Origin of the sequence: Pseudomonas sp. MIACH, assembly GCF_001269925.1 — a bacterium.
In the GTDB taxonomy this organism is placed as follows: Bacteria; Pseudomonadota; Gammaproteobacteria; order Pseudomonadales; family Pseudomonadaceae; genus Aquipseudomonas.
In genome coordinates this window covers 1-16,223 of record NZ_LHVO01000051.1, presented here as the reverse complement: position 1 = coordinate 16,223, position 16,223 = coordinate 1, and the positions used below count along the sequence as shown (strand labels likewise).

The following is a 16,223-nucleotide window of genomic DNA, read 5'->3' as shown; positions in this document are numbered from 1 at the left end:
TCTTTAAGCCGATGCTTAGCGAGTGGTTACTTCAGTAGCTGCGAAGAAGTACGAGATTTCGCGAGCAGCAGCGGCTTCGGAGTCCGAACCGTGTACAGCGTTGGCGTCGATGGAGTCAGCGAAATCAGCACGGATGGTGCCGGCAGCTGCTTCTTTAGGGTTGGTAGCGCCCATCAGCTCACGGTTCAGAGCGATAGCGTTTTCGCCTTCCAGAACCTGAACAACAACAGGACCGGAGATCATGAAGGCAACCAGGTCGCCGAAGAAGCCACGAGCGCTGTGCTCAGCGTAGAAGCCTTCAGCTTCAGCCTTGGACAGTTGCTTGAGTTTCGAAGCTACAACCTTCAGGCCGGCTTTTTCGAAACGAGTGGTGATCTCGCCGATGACGTTTTTTGCAACAGCGTCAGGCTTGATGATGGAGAAAGTACGTTGAACAGCCATGGTGTAACTCCAGAAACGGTAATTTACGAAAAATTAAACCCGCGAATTATACGCGGGTTCTTGGGTATTGCCTAACCTGCGTAAGGGCGGCGTCAGTCCTGTTCTTCTTTCCAGGCAGTCTGGATAGCTTCCAGAACCTTTTCGCCACCGCGATCGCGCTCATCATCAAAGCCTGGCAAGGCCATGACCATGTCACGCAAAGCAACAAAATTCAGGGAATAGGGATCCATATCCGGGTTGCCGTCGGCCAACAGGATAGCGATCTCTTGCACATCAACCCATTTAAGACTCATGACACTTCCTTGAATCAGTGCGGCGCTTCGGCAGCATGGTTGAGCGAATATTTCGGAATTTCGACGGTGATGTCTTCAGTCCCGACCTTTGCCTGACAGCTTAGGCGAGAAGTGGCTTCCAGGCCCCAGGCCCGGTCAAGAAAGTCCTCTTCCAGCTCATCGGCTTCTTCCAGGCTATTGAAGCCCTCGCGAATTACACAATGGCAGGTGGTGCAGGCGCACACACCACCACAGGCACTTTCGATCTCGATGTGGTTGTCATGGGCAACTTCGAGGATGGACTTGCCGGTCTCAGCCTCAACAACCATACCGTCCGGGCAATGCTCGGCGTGTGGCAGAAAAATGACCTGCGGCATTAATTATTCCTCGATTTCATTCAGGTTGCGCCCGGCCAGTGCGGCTTTCACCGTCTGATCCATGCGGCGGGCGGCAAAGGCGTCAGTGACCTGCGACAAGCGCTTGGTCTGTTGCTCGATGGCATAACCATCGTTGCCTTTCATCAGTTCGGCCAGCTCCTGCATCTGCAGGTCGATAACCATGCGCTCTTCGGCATCCAGCAGACGCTCGCCGTCGGCGTCAAGGGCGCCCTGCACCGCTTCGAGCAGGCGCTGGGCATCCACTTGCTGCTCACGCAGCACGCGCGCGACCTTGTCGTCACCGGCGTATTGGAACGAGTCCTTGAGCATCTTGGCAATTTCGCCGTCAGTCAGACCGTAGGACGGCTTGACCTGGATGCTCGCTTCCACGCCCGAACCCAATTCACGCGCGGCGACACTGAGCAGGCCGTCGGCGTCGACCTGGAAGGTCACGCGAATCTTAGCCGCACCCGCGACCATGGCCGGGATACCGCGCAATTCAAAGCGCGCCAGGGAACGGCAGTCGCTGATCAGCTCGCGCTCACCTTGCAGCACATGAATCATCATGGCCGTCTGGCCATCTTTGTAGGTGGTGAAATCTTGGGCGCGGGCAACGGGGATGGTGGTGTTACGTGGAATCACCTTCTCCATCAGCCCGCCCATGGTTTCCAGCCCCAGGGACAGCGGGATCACGTCGAGCAGCAGCAGCTCGCCGCCATCGCGCTTGTTGCCGGCCAGGGTATCGGCCTGGATGGCAGCGCCGATGGCAACCACTTGGTCCGGGTCGATTTCTGTCAGCGGCTGACGGCCAAAGGCTTCGGCAACGGCTTCGCGAACGCGCGGAACGCGGGTGGAACCACCGACCATGACCACGGCACCGACATCCTCCAGCTCGATACCGGAATCACGCACGGCGCGACGGCAGGCTTTCAGGCTGCGGGCAACCATCGGCTCGATCAACGAATCGAAGGCTTCACGAGTCAGCTGGGCGCACCAACTGCCGTAGGAAACTTCAACAGAAGCAGCGTCAGTCATCGCCTCTTTAGCGGCACAGGCAGCTTGCAGCAAGTTACGCTGCTCGCCCGGATCCAGATCAGCCGACAAGCCGGCGCTGCTGATGATCCAACCCGCGATGGCGTGGTCGAAGTCATCGCCGCCCAGTGCCGTATCGCCACCGGTAGCCAGTACTTCGAACACACCGCCGGTCAGGCGCAGGATCGAAATATCAAAGGTTCCGCCGCCCAAGTCGTAGATGGCGACGAGGCCTTCCGCGTGTTGGTCCAGGCCATAAGCCACGGCGGCCGCGGTCGGCTCGTTGAGCAGGCGCAGCACGTTCAGGCCGGCGAGCTTCGCCGCGTCCTTGGTGGCTTGGCGTTGCGCATCATCGAAATAAGCCGGGACGGTGATCACCGCACCGACCAGTTCGCCACCCAAGGTGGTTTCCGCGCGCTGGCGCAGCACCTTGAGGATATCCGCCGACACTTCCACCGGGCTTTTCGGCCCCTGGACCGTGTCGATGAACGGCATATGGGATTCGCCGCCCACAAAGCGGTACGGCAGCTGGTCGCCCAATTGCTTGACGTCGGACAGACCACGACCCATCAAGCGCTTGACCGACAGCACGGTGTTCAAAGGATCGGTAGACGCCGCCAACTTGGCCGACTCACCGACTTCGGTGCGGTCAGCGTGATAGCGCACGGCGGACGGCAGGATCACCTGGCCATCAGCGTCGGGCAGCGGCTCGGACAGGCCGCTGCGCAAGGCAGCAACCAGGGAATTGGTGGTGCCCAGGTCAATCCCCACCGCCAGACGACGCTGGTGCGGTTGAGGGCTTTGGCCGGGTTCGGCGATTTGCAGTAGAGCCATGGTAATCAGGTCTTATCTGTCTATCAGGCGTGCATCACGGGCAGCACTGGGTTAATCGTCGAGGCGCTCTTCTAGCTGGCGCACTTCGTAGGTGAGCTTGTCGAGGAACTGCATGCGCCGCATCAGGCGCTCGGCCTGTTCACGCTGCGCTGCATCGTCCCAACAAGCTGCGAAGCTTTCGTTGAGCTCATCCTGGGCAACTTTCAGACGACGCTTGAACACCGCGACACCTGCCACATCGGCTTCGTCCTGCAGGTCTTCGAGCTCTTCGCGCCACTGCATCTGCTGCATCAGGAAGTCGGGGTCGTGCACCGTGACTTCCAGCGGCAGCTCACCACCGTTCATCGCGAGCAGGTAACGCGCGCGCTTCGGAGGACTTTTAAGGGTCTGATAGGCTTCGTTGAGGCTGGCCGATTGCTCCAGCGCCAGGCGTTGCTCACGCTCGGAAGCGTCAGCGAAGCGGTCCGGATGCACCCCACGCGCCAATTCTCGGTAGCGCGTGGCAAGCTGCTCGAGGTCCAGCCGAAAACTCGGCTGCAGCTCGAATAAAGCGAAATGACAAGGAGTACCCACGAATAGCCTCAGATGTTGAAGCTTTCGCCGCAGCCACACTCACCGCGTACGTTGGGGTTGTTGAACTTGAAGCCTTCGTTCAACCCTTCCTTGACGAAATCGAGCTCGGTGCCGTCCAGGTAGGTCAGGCTTTTAGGGTCGATGATCACTTTCTCGCCGTGACTTTCGAACACCTGGTCTTCCTCAACCACCTCGTCGACGAACTCCAGCACATAGGCAAGGCCGGAACAGCCCGTGGTGCGCACACCCAGACGAATCCCCTCACCTTTACCGCGCCCATCCAGGGAGCGTCGCACGTGCCGCGCAGCCGCTTCTGTCATGCTGATAGCCATCGTTGACTCCTTACTCGTCGCCAAATGCTTAGATCAAGCCTTTCTTCTGCTTGTAGTCGCGAACGGCCGCCTTGATGGCGTCTTCAGCGAGTACGGAGCAGTGAATTTTCACTGGCGGCAGGGCCAGCTCTTCGGCCAGCTGGGTGTTGCTGATAGTCACAGCCTCATCCAGGGTCTTGCCTTTCATCCATTCGGTCGCCAGGGAGCTGGAGGCGATGGCCGAACCGCAGCCGTAAGTCTTGAACTTGGCGTCTTCGATAACGCCAGCTTCGTTGACCTTGATCTGCAGGCGCATCACATCGCCGCACGCCGGAGCGCCAACCATGCCGGTGCCGACATCAGGGTCTTCCGCGTCCATCTTGCCGACGTTGCGCGGGTTTTCGTAGTGGTCGATGACCTTTTCGCTGTAAGCCATGGTACTGAATCCTCACTCATCAGGGCCGCTCTGGAACCCTGTAAAAACGCCTGCGTTTTCCGCCACGTTCCTACAGAGCTTGGGTGGCGGCTTCTATAGTTAGTGTGCCGCCCACTCGATCTTGGAAATATCGACACCGTCTTTGTACATGTCCCACAGCGGCGACAGAACGCGCAGCTTGTTGACGGCTTCGCAGACTTTCTGCGCGGCGTAGTCGACTTGCTCTTCGGTGGTGAAACGGCCGAACGTAAAGCGGATCGAGCTGTGTGCCAGTTCGTCGTTGCGGCCCAGGGCGCGCAGTACGTACGAAGGCTCAAGGGACGCCGAGGTGCAGGCCGAACCGGACGAAACCGCCAGGTCCTTGAGCGCCATGATCAGCGACTCGCCTTCGACGTAGTTGAAGCTCAAATTCAGGTTGTGCGGTACACGAGCAGTCATGCTGCCGTTGATGTACAGCTCTTCAAGGTTCTCGACCTGCTTGTAGAAGCGATCGCTCAGGGCCTTGATACGTACGTTTTCGGCAGCCATGTCTTCCTTGGCTACACGGAAAGCTTCGCCCATGCCGACGATCTGATGGGTCGCCAGGGTGCCCGAACGCATGCCGCGTTCGTGACCGCCGCCGTGCATGGTGGCTTCGATGCGCACGCGTGGCTTACGGCTCACGTACAGCGCGCCGATACCTTTAGGACCATAGGTCTTGTGGGCCGAGAACGACATCAGGTCGACTTTCAGCTTGGACAGGTCGATGTCGACCTTGCCGGTGGACTGAGCAGCGTCGACGTGCAGCAGAATGCCCTTGGAGCGAGTCAGCTCGCCGATGGCCGCGATGTCGTTGATGGTGCCGATTTCGTTGTTCACGTGGATCACGGAAACCAGGATGGTGTCTTCACGCAGCGCGGCTTCGATCATGGCCGGGGTGACGATACCGTCGGTGGTTGGCTCGAGGTAAGTGACCTCGAAACCTTCACGCTCCAGTTGGCGCATGGTGTCGAGGACAGCCTTGTGCTCAATCTTGGTGGTGATCAGGTGCTTGCCTTTGGTCGCGTAGAAATGCGCCGCGCCCTTGATAGCCAGGTTGTCGGATTCGGTGGCACCGGAGGTCCAGACGATTTCACGCGGGTCTGCACCGACCAGGTCAGCAACCTGGCGACGAGCGTTCTCGACCGCTTCCTCGGCTTTCCAGCCGAAAACGTGGGAACGGGAGGCCGGGTTGCCGAAGTTTCCGTCGACCAGCAGGCATTCGCTCATCTTTTGCGCGACACGCGGATCAACCGGGGTGGTCGCTGAGTAATCAAGGTAAATCGGCAATTTCATGGACTTTCTCCTAAATCAGGCTGGCTGGCGTGCCGTTAGCTCTGCGGCTGTCACTCGACGGCGGACGCTTCGATCTTGTCCAGACGCGGCGCCTTGGTATTGCAACGGCGCTGGTCCTGACGCTGGGCTACTTCTTGCACCTCACGGCGAGTCACAAGATCAGCCAAGCTGATACCACTCAAAAACTCATGGATCTGCAGGCTCAGGTCACACCACAAGTGGTGTGTCAGGCAGGTGTCGCCGGCGTGGCAGTCACCCAGGCCCTGGCATTTGGTCGCATCGACGGATTCGTTGACCGCGTCGATCACCTGGGCTACCTGAATGCCCTGCATGTCGCGGGACAGTTGATAGCCACCGCCCGGCCCACGCACGCTGGAGACCAGATTGCTACGGCGCAATTTGGCGAACAGCTGCTCAAGGTAGGACAGGGAAATGCCTTGGCGCTCGGAGATATCGGCCAGGGACACCGGCCCAGTTTGCGCGTGCAAGGCCAGGTCAAGCATGGCAGTCACCGCGTATCGGCCTTTTGTAGTCAGTCTCATGGACAAGTACCAAGGTGTTTCAGAATGGGAGCAAGTATGCGATTCCCGAGTATTTAAGTCAACTATAAGACCTAGTACTTTAGTCAGGATTACCCGTAAAAAGGGCGCGCGAATCATAGCAGGATGGGGTCGCGACGAACAGCGGGAACAGGGCCAAGCAGGAATCCCGAGACCAATGGAGATCAAAAGTGGGAGGGACAAGCCCCCTCCCACAGGGGTTTTGTGGTGATGATCAGACTTCAGCCGGCCTTGGTTGCAACTTCGTCCTTGATCTGCGCGAAGTCTTCTTCGCGCAACTCGGGCAGATCTTTCGCACAGTAGCTGCTGCCCAGCTCTTTCAGCGCACCACACATACCGTCCAGCTTGCCGTCCACCGCTTGCAGGTGGTCAAGCAACTGACCGATGGCGCGCGCCACCGGATCAGGCATGTCTTCGCTGACACCGTAGGCGTCGAAACCGATTTTCTCGGCCATGGCCTTGCGCTTGGCTTCCTGCTCTTCGCCGACTTCCGGCTTGACGATGATTCGTCCAGGGATACCCACCACGGTTGCGCCAGGCGGCACAGCCTTGGTCACGACGGCATTGGAGCCAACCTTGGCACCCGCGCCGACAGTGAACGGACCCAGCACCTTGGCGCCCGCACCCACCACCACGCCATTCTCCAGCGTCGGATGGCGCTTACCCTTGTTCCAACTGGTGCCGCCCAACGTCACGCCCTGGTACAGGGTCACGTCATCACCGATCTCGGCAGTCTCACCAATGACGATGCCCATACCGTGATCGATAAAGAAGCGACGCCCCACCTTGGCACCCGGGTGGATCTCGATCCCGGTCAACCAGCGACCGAAGTTCGACACCAGCCGCGCCAGCCATTTCCAGCCCATATTCCACAAGGCACCAGACAGGCGATGGATCCAGATCGCATGCATGCCCGGATAGCAGGTCAGCACTTCAAAGGCGTTGCGCGCCGCCGGGTCACGGTGGAAAACACTTTGGATATCTTCTCGCAAACGCTCGAACATTTTTAATCCTTCCGCTTAAGAAGCTCACCACGGGCCGCTTTCTGGGTTTCCGTGAGGATGCCACGCAATATATTCATTTCCGCTCGGCTGACCGAGCTGCGCCCGTACAGGCGGCGCAAGCGCGCCATTAAGTGGCGTGGCTTTTCCGGATCAAGGAATTCGATGGCCACCAGGGTTTGCTCCAGGTGTTCATAGAATCGCTCCAGCTCGTCCATGGTGGCCAGCTCGCCACTTTTGGTCGATGCCACTTCATCCTTTTCAACCTTGCTCGGCTGCCCTTCTGCGGCCAGCCAGGCCATGCGCACTTCGTAACTTAACACCTGCACCGCAGCCCCGAGGTTCAGCGAGCTGAACTCGGGGTCTGATGGAATGTGCACGTGGTAATGACATCGCTGCAGCTCTTCGTTGGTCAGGCCGGAGTCTTCACGGCCAAACACCAGGGCGATTTCAGCTCCACCGGCCGCCTCCTCCACCACTTTGGTCCCGCACTCGCGTGGGTCCAGCAGCGGCCAGGGAATACGGCGATCACGGGCGCTGGTGCCGAGCACGAGATTGCAGCCGACCAAGGCGTCTTCGAGGGTGGCGACGACCTGGGCTTTTTCCAGGATGTCATTGGCGCCGGATGCGCGGGCATCGGCCTCGTGGTGCGGGAACACGCGCGGTTCGACCAGCACCAGACGCGTCAACCCCATGTTTTTCATGGCTCGCGCCACCCCACCGATATTGCCGGGATGACTGGTATTGACCAAGACGACACGAATGTTTTGCAGCAAGGGAGGCGCTCTCGGACACGGGAAAGGGGAGCAAATCTTACAGAACAGCCTAAGGTTATGCCATGAAAGCTAACGTCGTCCTTCACCTGAAGAAAGTTTCTGCTAGAATGCTCGGCTTTCTTTAACAACCTTAGGTGACACATCCATGCAGCCCATGCTGAATATCGCGCTGCGCGCCGCCCGCAGCGCCAGTGAATTGATCTTCCGCTCCATCGAGCGCCTGGATACCATCAAGGTCGACGAAAAAGACGCCAAGGATTACGTATCCGAGGTGGACCGCGCCGCCGAACAGAAAATCATCGACGCGCTGCGCAAGGCCTACCCTACCCACGGCATCCTCGGCGAAGAAACCGGCCTGCACAAAGGCAGCGGCGAAGGCGAAGACTACCTGTGGATCATCGACCCACTGGATGGCACCACCAACTTCCTGCGCGGCATCCCGCACTTTGCCGTGAGCATTGCCTGCAAATACCGTGGCCGCCTGGAACACGCTGTCGTGCTTGACCCGGTTCGCCAGGAAGAATTCACCGCCAGCCGTGGCCGTGGCGCCCAACTGAACGGTCGTCGCCTGCGCGTCAGCGGTCGCACCAGCCTGGACGGCGCCCTGCTGGGTACCGGGTTCCCGTTCCGTGACGACCAGATGGACAACCTGGAAAACTACCTGGGCATGTTCCGCGCCCTGGTTGGCCAGACCGCCGGCATCCGTCGCGCTGGCGCGGCAAGCCTGGACCTGGCTTACGTGGCGGCCGGTCGTTTTGATGCGTTCTGGGAGTCGGGCCTGTCCGAGTGGGACATGGCTGCAGGCGCCCTGCTGATCCAAGAGGCCGGCGGCCTGGTGAGCGACTTCACCGGCGGTCATGACTTCCTGGAAAAAGGCCACGTGGTTGCCGGCAACACCAAATGCTTCAAGGCAGTACTGACGGCGATCCAGCCGCACCTGCCGGCTTCGCTGAAGCGCTAAGCGAGCGAGCACAAAAAAGCACCCTACGGGGTGCTTTTTTTATGCCTGTGATTTGGTGCGGGCTTAAATACCAGCAGCACCACAAATCAAATGTGGGAGGGGGCGTGCCCCTCCCACACTTTGAACTGAACCAGGCTTTGGGATTACTGCTGGTTCTGACCCAGGACGAGACGCCCTTCCTTGTCGACCGGGATCTGACCACCTGGATCACGATCCATACGCACCGAACCTTCCTTGCCGTCCAGGGTGTAACGCACGTCGTAACCGACTACTTTGTCGCTGATGTCGTTGACGGTGTTACAGCGAGTCTGGGTAGTGGTGTAGGTATCGCGGTTCTGCATGCCTTCCTGAACCTTGTTACCAGCGTAACCACCACCGACCGCACCGGCTACGGTGGCCAGCTTCTTGCCGTTACCGCCACCGACCTGGTTACCCAACAGGCCACCGGCCAGCGCACCAACCACTGTACCGACGATCTGATGTTGATCCTGCACCGGCTTCTGCCGGGTCACCGCGACGTCCTTGCAGACCTCGCGAGGCGTTTTAATCTGGGTTTTCACCGGCTGCACCGCCAGCACTTGCGCATACTCAGGGCCGCTTTTTACCAGGCTGTAGGTGGCAACAGCACCCCCGGCAGTCACACCGACAGCACCCAATACCGCACCAACCAGTAACGACTTGTTCACGTTGAACCTCCTGACCATCACAAACGGACCGAAAGATCCGCGCTATACCCAGCCTTGGAGCAAAAAAAAAGGCACGAGTTCAATACTCGTGCCTATTTTGTAACAGCAGATCAACAAGCGCCCATCAAGGACGGTCGTCGACCTCCTTGCCCGTGGCGGCAGGAGGGATCAGGTCTTCGCTGTTGAGGTTCAGCCAGATCAGCACCACGTTGGCGATGTAGATCGACGAGTAGGTACCCGCCAGAACGCCTATGAACAGTGCCAGGGAGAAGCCCCACAGGTTGTCACCACCGAAGATCATCAGCGCCGCGATCGCCAGCAAAGTGGAGATCGACGTCGCCATGGTCCGCAGCAGGGTCTGGGTGGTCGAGATGTTGATGTTCTCGATCAGCGACGCCTTGCGCAGTACGCGGAAGTTCTCACGAACCCGGTCGAATACCACGATGGTGTCGTTGAGGGAGTAACCAATGATCGCCAGCACGGCCGCCAGTACGGTCAGGTCGAAGGTGATCTGGAAGTACGCCAGGATACCCACGGTCACGATCACGTCGTGGATCAGCGACACAATGGCGCCGACACCGAACTTCCACTGAAAGCGGAATGCCAGGTAGATCATGATGCCGACCAGCGCCATCAGCATGCCGAGGCCGCCTTGGTCGCGCAGCTCTTCACCCACTTGCGGGCCCACGAACTCGACGCGCTTGACCGACGCAGGGTTGTCGCCACCGACCTTCTGCAAGGCTTCGGCTACCTGATGACCCAGCTGCGGGTCTTCGCCAGGCATACGCACCAGCAGGTCAGTGGTCGCGCCAAAGCTCTGTACGACGGCTTCGTGATAGCCGGCCTTGACCAGCTCGCTGCGCACCAGGGTGACGTCGGCCGGCTTCTCGTAGGTCAGCTCGATGAGCGTACCGCCGGTGAAGTCCAGACCGTAGTTCAGGCCCTTATGGAACCAGCTGAACAACGCCAGAACGGTAAGGAGCACGGTGACGCCGAACGCAATGTTGCGAACGCCCATGAAGTTGATTGTACGTAACATGGCAGCCCCTTAAATCCACAACTTCTTGAAGTCACGCCCGCCAAAGATCAGGTTGACCATTGCGCGGGTCACCATGATGGCCGTGAACATCGAGGTAAAGATACCGAGGGACATGGTTACCGCAAAACCCTTGACCGGGCCGGTGCCCATGGCAAAGAGAATCCCGCCGACCAGCAATGTGGTCAGGTTGGAGTCGAGGATCGCGGTAAATGCCCGGCCGAAGCCTTCGTTGATTGCACGCTGTACGGTCATGCCCGCGGCGATCTCTTCACGAATCCGCGAGAAGATCAGCACGTTGGCGTCCACCGCCATACCCATGGTGAGAACGATACCGGCGATACCTGGCAGGGTCAGCGTAGCGCCCAGCAGCGACATCAGGGCCAGCAGCATCACCATGTTGCCCGCCAGGGCCACTGTGGCAATGATGCCGAAGAAGCGGTAGATGGCGATGATGAACAGCGAGACGAACAGCATGCCCCACAAGGCCGCGTCGATACCCTTGGTGATGTTGTCGGCACCCAGGCTCGGGCCGATGGTACGTTCTTCAGCGAAGTACATCGGTGCAGCCAGGCCACCGGCACGCAGCAACAGGGCCAGCTCCGAGGATTCGCCCTGGCCGTTCAGGCCGGTGATGCGGAATTGAGCACCCAGCGGCGACTGGATGGTCGCCAGGCTGATGATCCTCTTCTCTTCCTTGAAGGTTTGCACCGGAACGTCTTTCTCGACGCCGTTGACCATTTGCTTGGTGTAAGTGGTCACCGGGCGCTGCTCGATGAAGATCACCGCCATGCTGCGACCTACGTTGCTGCGCGTGGCGCGGCTCATCAGTTCGCCACCATGACCATCCAGGCGGATGTTCACTTCAGGACTACCGTGCTGCGAGTCGAAACCAGCCTTGGCGTCAGTTACCTGGTCACCAGTGATGATCAAGCCACGCTCGATCAGCGCTGGAGGACGATTGCCTTCACGGAACTCGAACTCTTCGGAAGTAGCACGGGAAGCACCCGGCTCAGCCGCGAGACGGAACTCCAGGTTGGCGGTTTTACCCAGGATACGCTTGGCTTCAGCGGTGTCCTGCACGCCCGGCAGCTCAACTACGATGCGGTTGGCACCTTGGCGCTGAACGATCGGCTCGGCCACACCCAGCTCGTTGACGCGGTTACGTACCGTGGTCAAGTTCTGCTTGATGGAGTATTCGCGAATTTCTGCGATTTTGGCCGGGCTCATCGCCAGACGCAGTACAGCCTGACCATTCAGGTCGGCCGGTACGATGTCGAAATCGTTGAAGTTCTTGCGGATCAGCGCACGGGCCTGTTCGCGCGAGGCTTCATCAGAGAAGCCCAGCTGGATGGCACCGTTGAGCTGCGGCAGGCTGCGATAACGTAGCTTCTCTTTACGCAGCAGGCTCTTCACGTCGCCTTCATAGACTTTCAGGCGTGCGTCGAGGGCTTTGTCCATGTCGACTTCCAGCAGGAAGTGCACACCACCGGACAAGTCCAGACCCAGCTTCATCGGGTGCGCGCCAATGCTGCGCAACCACTGTGGCGTGGTCTGTGCCAGGTTCAGCGCAACGACGTAGTCGTCACCCATGGCCTTGCGTACGACATCTTTTGCCGGCAATTGGTCTTCTTGCTTGGTCAGGCGCAACAAGCCGCCCTTCGCACCAGCTGCCAATGTTGCCGCTTTAACCTGGATACCCGCGTCGGTCAGTGCCTTGCTCGCGCGTTCCAGATCAGCCTGGTTGACCTGCAGCGAAGTGCTGGCGCCAGTGATCTGGATCGCCGGGTCATCAGGGTAAAGATTGGGAGCGGAATAAATAAAACCGATCGCCAGCACCGCCAGGATCAGTACGTATTTCCACAGAGGGTATTTGTTCAGCATCACGCCGCCCGCTTATAACGCGGGGCGCCTTGCGCGCCCCGTCGATTGGTAAAGGTTGGAACTTAGATCGCTTTGAGCGTGCCTTTTGGCAGCGTGGCGGCGATGGCGCCCTTCTGGAACTTCATTTCTACGGTGTCGGAGACTTCCAGAATCACGAAAGCGTCGGAAACCTTGGTGATCTTGCCGGCGATACCGCCGGTGGTCACAACTTCGTCACCTTTCTGCAGGCTGCCCAGCAGGTTCTTCTGCTCTTTGGCACGCTTGGCCTGTGGACGCCAGATCATCAGGTAGAAGATGACCAGGAAGCCGACCAGGAAAATCCACTCGAAACCACCGCCCATAGGGCCGGCAGCAGCAGGCGCAGCGGCGTCAGCCATGGCGTTAGAGATAAAAAAGCTCATTTAGCACTCCAGTTGCAAATAGTGAATCTTAGGGTCGGAAAACTCAGTCCAAGGGCGGCACAGGGAGGCCGCGCTTGGCATAGAAGGCATCGACGAAGGCGGCCAATGTACCCTGTTGAATAGCCTCGCGCAAACCAGCCATCAGGACTTGGTAGTGACGCAAATTGTGGATGGTATTCAACATGCTACCCAGCATTTCCCCACACTTGTCCAGATGGTGCAGATAAGCACGGGAGAAGTTCTGGCAGGTGTAGCAATCACAGGTCGGATCCAGCGGCGAATCATCATGGCGATGGAACGCGTTACGGATCTTCAGCACGCCTGTATCAATGAACAGATGCCCATTGCGGGCATTACGGGTTGGCATCACGCAATCGAACATGTCCACACCGCGGCGCACACCCTCTACGAGATCCTCGGGTTTGCCAACACCCATAAGGTAACGAGGTTTTTCAGCAGGCATCAGGCCCGGCAGGTAATCCAGCACCTTGATCATCTCGTGCTTGGGCTCACCTACCGACAAACCGCCGATGGCGAGGCCGTCAAAGCCGATCTTGTCGAGGCCTTCCAGCGAGCGTTTGCGCAGGCTTTCATGCATGCCGCCCTGGACGATACCAAACAGCGCCGCGGTGTTGTCGCCGTGAGCGTTTTTCGAACGCTGGGCCCAACGCAGCGACAGCTCCATGGAGATGCGCGCGACGTCTTCATCAGCCGGATACGGCGTGCACTCGTCAAAAATCATCACGATGTCGGAGCCCAAGTCGCGCTGCACCTGCATCGACTCTTCCGGGCCCATGAACACTTTGGAACCGTCCACCGGCGAGGCGAAGGTCACGCCCTCTTCCTTGATCTTGCGCATGGCGCCCAGGCTGAACACCTGGAAACCACCCGAGTCAGTGAGGATCGGGCCTTGCCACTTCATGAAGTCATGCAGGTCGCCATGCTTCTTGATCACTTCCGTGCCTGGGCGCAGCCACAGGTGAAAGGTGTTGCCGAGAATGATCTCGGCGCCGGTGGCGACGATGTCACGGGGCAGCATGCCCTTGACGGTGCCGTAGGTGCCCACAGGCATGAATGCCGGAGTCTCGACGGTGCCGCGCGGAAAAGTCAGGCGGCCGCGACGGGCCTTGCCGTCGGTGGCCAATAATTCAAACGACATACGACTCATAAGGTTTCCTCTGGGCCGCGCGGCGCCGGATTGCGGGTGATAAACATCGCATCACCGTAGCTGAAAAAACGGTATCCATTGTCGATGGCGGCTTTATACGCTGCCATTGTTTCGGGATAACCCGCGAAGGCCGATACCAGCATCAACAGCGTGGATTCCGGCAAATGAAAGTTGGTGACCAGGCAATCGACCACATGGAACGGCCGGCCTGGGTAAATAAAGATATCGGTGTCGCCACTGAACGGTTTGAGCACGCCGTGGCGTGCCGCACTCTCCAGCGAACGCACGCTGGTGGTACCCACCGCTATCACCCGACCGCCGCGCGCCTTGCACGCCTCAACAGCGTCCACAACGTCTTGGCTGACTTCCAGCCATTCGCTGTGCATATGGTGATCTTCGATGTTCTCCACACGCACCGGCTGAAACGTACCGGCCCCCACGTGCAGGGTCACATAGGCAGTCTCGACCCCCTTGGCAGCAATCGCATCCAGCAGCGGCTGGTCAAAATGCAGCCCGGCAGTCGGCGCGGCGACCGCACCGAGGCGCTGGGAATACACCGTCTGATAGCGCTCGCGATCTGAGTCTTCATCGGGACGGTCGATATAAGGAGGCAATGGCATATGGCCGACGCGCTCCAACAGCGGCAAAACCTCTTCGGCAAACCGGAGCTCGAACAGCGCATCATGGCGCGCCACCATCTCAGCTTCACCCCCCCCTTCTATGAGGATGCTCGAACCCGGTTTCGGTGACTTGCTGGAGCGTACATGAGCCAGCACTCGATGGCTGTCCAGCACGCGCTCCACCAGAATTTCCAGCTTGCCGCCGGATGCTTTCTGGCCAAACAGCCGCGCCGGAATCACCCGGGTATTGTTGAACACCATCAGATCGCCCGGGCGTAAATGCTCAAGCAAATCAGTGAATTGACGGTGTGCGAGGGCACCGCTCACCCCGTCCAGGGTCAGCAGTCGACTGGCGCGACGCTCGGCCAAAGGGTGGCGAGCGATCAGCGAATCAGGGAGTTCAAAAGTAAAGTCAGCAACGCGCATGATGGGGTTCGTCTAGCAGGGCCGGGAAGTCTAGCGGAAATAGTGAAAATAGACCATGAAACGTGATTGACCAACGGTAATCTCATCTCTATACTTCGCCGCCATTGAGCCCTGATGGCGGAATTGGTAGACGCGGCGGATTCAAAATCCGTTTTCGAAAGGAGTGGGAGTTCGAGTCTCCCTCGGGGCACCATCTTAAAGAAAGACCTTGAATTTCAAGGTCTTTTTTTTCGCCTGCAGAAAAGTGAGAACTTGAAGCCCTGAGGCTTTAATGGCGCTCAGAGGGCGAGATAACGCGACACCCACCCCACCCAGCATAAAATCCAGCAAAGCCTCTCAGGGGCACTCTAAGGACGCTGAAAACACCTCTACTCATTATCAATGAGCCCATACGGACCATAGCTCGTACTTCGAGCTGGAATAGTGCTTTTCCTAATCCGCGCAAAGGGCCCATCAAGATTCAGGAGGGTGTTAGCACGTCCATTGATAGATGCTGACTCTAGATAGATCCGATGCCTGCCAGGGGAGAAGTAATGGGACGACCGCAGCAATTTTATCGCCGAGAACAGTCAAGAACTCACCCTAGAAATTTTTAGCGCACTTTTCGACCGCCCAAAACAAAACCCCATCTGCTTTCGCAAATGGGGTTTCGGAATTTAATCTTGACGATGACCTACTCTCACATGGGGAAACCCCACACTACCATCGGCGATGCATCGTTTCACTGCTGAGTTCGGGATGGGATCAGGTGGTTCCAATGCTCTATGGTCGTCAAGAAATTCGGGTACTGAGTCGTGGCCAGTTGGCCTCGCTTCAGCAAATTGGGTATGTGACAGCTGTCGGTGTTTTGTGAGCATCGAACTTTCGGTTCATTGCGTCTTCACACACCGCAATCTGATGCTCTTTCGAGTAGTCAAATTGCTTGGGTGTTATATGGTCAAGCCTCACGGGCAATTAGTATTGGTTAGCTCAACGCCTCACAGCGCTTACACACCCAACCTATCAACGTCGTAGTCTTCGACGGCCCTTCAGGGGACTCAAGGTCCCAGTGAGATCTCATCTTGAGGCTAGTTTCCCGCTTAGATGCTTTCAGCGGTTATCTATTCCGAACATA

Annotated in this window: 18 protein-coding genes, 1 tRNA gene and 2 rRNA genes; 2 read left to right on the top strand and 19 right to left on the bottom strand. The window is 58.5% G+C overall.

The features are described from left to right. Nucleotides 1-15: 15 nt before the first annotated feature. The 11 genes from ndk to trmJ all read right to left on the bottom strand — a co-directional run bounded on the left by ndk (nucleotide 16) and on the right by trmJ (nucleotide 7,927). A complete protein-coding gene (ndk, locus tag AD670_RS18535) occupies nucleotides 16-441 on the bottom strand; it encodes a nucleoside-diphosphate kinase (protein WP_017846179.1) in 426 nt (141 codons plus the stop codon). 92 nt (nucleotides 442-533) lie between these two features. Further along, a complete protein-coding gene (iscX, locus tag AD670_RS18530) occupies nucleotides 534-734 on the bottom strand; it encodes a Fe-S cluster assembly protein IscX (protein ID WP_017846180.1) in 201 nt (66 codons plus the stop codon). Between the two features lie 14 nt (nucleotides 735-748). After that, on the bottom strand, nucleotides 749-1,090 hold the full coding sequence (gene fdx, locus AD670_RS18525) for an ISC system 2Fe-2S type ferredoxin (RefSeq protein WP_015885743.1): 342 nt from the start codon (nucleotides 1,088-1,090) through the stop codon (nucleotides 749-751). A gap of 3 nt (nucleotides 1,091-1,093) precedes the next feature. After that, nucleotides 1,094-2,956: a Fe-S protein assembly chaperone HscA gene (gene hscA, locus AD670_RS18520; protein ID WP_053135495.1), complete on the bottom strand. Its 1,863-nt coding sequence runs from the start codon at nucleotides 2,954-2,956 to the stop codon at nucleotides 1,094-1,096. 51 nt (nucleotides 2,957-3,007) lie between these two features. Next, the gene (hscB, locus tag AD670_RS18515; RefSeq protein WP_027605413.1) at nucleotides 3,008-3,529 is read right to left on the bottom strand and encodes a co-chaperone HscB; all 522 of its coding nucleotides are present in this window, start codon (nucleotides 3,527-3,529) and stop codon (nucleotides 3,008-3,010) included. Nucleotides 3,530-3,537: 8 nt separating this feature from the next. Further along, nucleotides 3,538-3,861, bottom strand: coding sequence for an iron-sulfur cluster assembly protein IscA (iscA, locus tag AD670_RS18510; RefSeq protein ID WP_048722793.1), 324 nt, complete (start codon nucleotides 3,859-3,861; stop codon nucleotides 3,538-3,540). A 28-nt stretch (nucleotides 3,862-3,889) separates the two neighbouring features. Beyond that, entirely contained in the window at nucleotides 3,890-4,276 is a 387-nt protein-coding gene (gene iscU, locus AD670_RS18505; RefSeq protein ID WP_010565229.1) for a Fe-S cluster assembly scaffold IscU, read from the bottom strand. Between the two features lie 99 nt (nucleotides 4,277-4,375). Further along, nucleotides 4,376-5,590, bottom strand: a complete 1,215-nt coding sequence (locus tag AD670_RS18500) for an IscS subfamily cysteine desulfurase (protein WP_017530022.1) — start codon at nucleotides 5,588-5,590, stop codon at nucleotides 4,376-4,378. 50 nt (nucleotides 5,591-5,640) lie between these two features. Continuing rightward, the gene (gene iscR, locus AD670_RS18495; RefSeq protein ID WP_003194020.1) at nucleotides 5,641-6,132 is read right to left on the bottom strand and encodes a Fe-S cluster assembly transcriptional regulator IscR; all 492 of its coding nucleotides are present in this window, start codon (nucleotides 6,130-6,132) and stop codon (nucleotides 5,641-5,643) included. Between the two features lie 239 nt (nucleotides 6,133-6,371). Beyond that, nucleotides 6,372-7,154, bottom strand: a complete 783-nt coding sequence (cysE, locus tag AD670_RS18490; RefSeq protein WP_053135491.1) for a serine O-acetyltransferase — start codon at nucleotides 7,152-7,154, stop codon at nucleotides 6,372-6,374. A gap of 2 nt (nucleotides 7,155-7,156) precedes the next feature. Then, nucleotides 7,157-7,927 (bottom strand): tRNA (cytosine(32)/uridine(32)-2'-O)-methyltransferase TrmJ, encoded by a 771-nt coding sequence (gene trmJ, locus AD670_RS18485; RefSeq protein WP_003210307.1) that lies wholly within the window; start codon nucleotides 7,925-7,927, stop codon nucleotides 7,157-7,159. A gap of 145 nt (nucleotides 7,928-8,072) precedes the next feature. On the opposite strand from trmJ, the gene suhB reads away from it, so the two are divergent. Next, nucleotides 8,073-8,888, top strand: coding sequence for an inositol-phosphate phosphatase (gene suhB / locus AD670_RS18480; RefSeq protein ID WP_003175971.1), 816 nt, complete (start codon nucleotides 8,073-8,075; stop codon nucleotides 8,886-8,888). A gap of 143 nt (nucleotides 8,889-9,031) precedes the next feature. Here suhB and AD670_RS18475 read toward each other — a convergent pair whose 3' ends face one another. The 6 genes from AD670_RS18475 to queA all read right to left on the bottom strand — a co-directional run bounded on the left by AD670_RS18475 (nucleotide 9,032) and on the right by queA (nucleotide 15,109). Next, nucleotides 9,032-9,574 (bottom strand): glycine zipper 2TM domain-containing protein, encoded by a 543-nt coding sequence (locus AD670_RS18475; RefSeq protein WP_015885750.1) that lies wholly within the window; start codon nucleotides 9,572-9,574, stop codon nucleotides 9,032-9,034. A 124-nt stretch (nucleotides 9,575-9,698) separates the two neighbouring features. After that, a complete protein-coding gene (gene secF, locus AD670_RS18470; RefSeq protein WP_053135488.1) occupies nucleotides 9,699-10,613 on the bottom strand; it encodes a protein translocase subunit SecF in 915 nt (304 codons plus the stop codon). 9 nt (nucleotides 10,614-10,622) lie between these two features. Next, the gene (gene secD, locus AD670_RS18465; RefSeq protein ID WP_053135485.1) at nucleotides 10,623-12,494 is read right to left on the bottom strand and encodes a protein translocase subunit SecD; all 1,872 of its coding nucleotides are present in this window, start codon (nucleotides 12,492-12,494) and stop codon (nucleotides 10,623-10,625) included. Nucleotides 12,495-12,556: 62 nt separating this feature from the next. Continuing rightward, nucleotides 12,557-12,895 carry a preprotein translocase subunit YajC gene (yajC, locus tag AD670_RS18460; protein ID WP_053135483.1) on the bottom strand — a complete coding sequence of 113 codons (339 nt, stop codon included), beginning with the start codon at nucleotides 12,893-12,895 and terminating at the stop codon, nucleotides 12,557-12,559. A 43-nt stretch (nucleotides 12,896-12,938) separates the two neighbouring features. Continuing rightward, nucleotides 12,939-14,054 carry a tRNA guanosine(34) transglycosylase Tgt gene (tgt, locus tag AD670_RS18455; protein ID WP_162303237.1) on the bottom strand — a complete coding sequence of 372 codons (1,116 nt, stop codon included), beginning with the start codon at nucleotides 14,052-14,054 and terminating at the stop codon, nucleotides 12,939-12,941. Nucleotides 14,055-14,059: 5 nt separating this feature from the next. Beyond that, entirely contained in the window at nucleotides 14,060-15,109 is a 1,050-nt protein-coding gene (gene queA, locus AD670_RS18450; RefSeq protein ID WP_053135477.1) for a tRNA preQ1(34) S-adenosylmethionine ribosyltransferase-isomerase QueA, read from the bottom strand. 108 nt (nucleotides 15,110-15,217) lie between these two features. Between queA and AD670_RS18445 the strand changes: the two genes are divergently transcribed. After that, nucleotides 15,218-15,302, top strand: a tRNA-Leu gene (locus tag AD670_RS18445). Nucleotides 15,303-15,769: 467 nt separating this feature from the next. Here the strand turns inward: AD670_RS18445 and rrf are convergent. Beyond that, nucleotides 15,770-15,885 (bottom strand): 5S ribosomal RNA (gene rrf / locus AD670_RS18440). Nucleotides 15,886-16,042: 157 nt separating this feature from the next. Continuing rightward, nucleotides 16,043-16,223: ribosomal RNA gene (locus AD670_RS18435) — 23S ribosomal RNA — on the bottom strand; the annotation flags it as partial.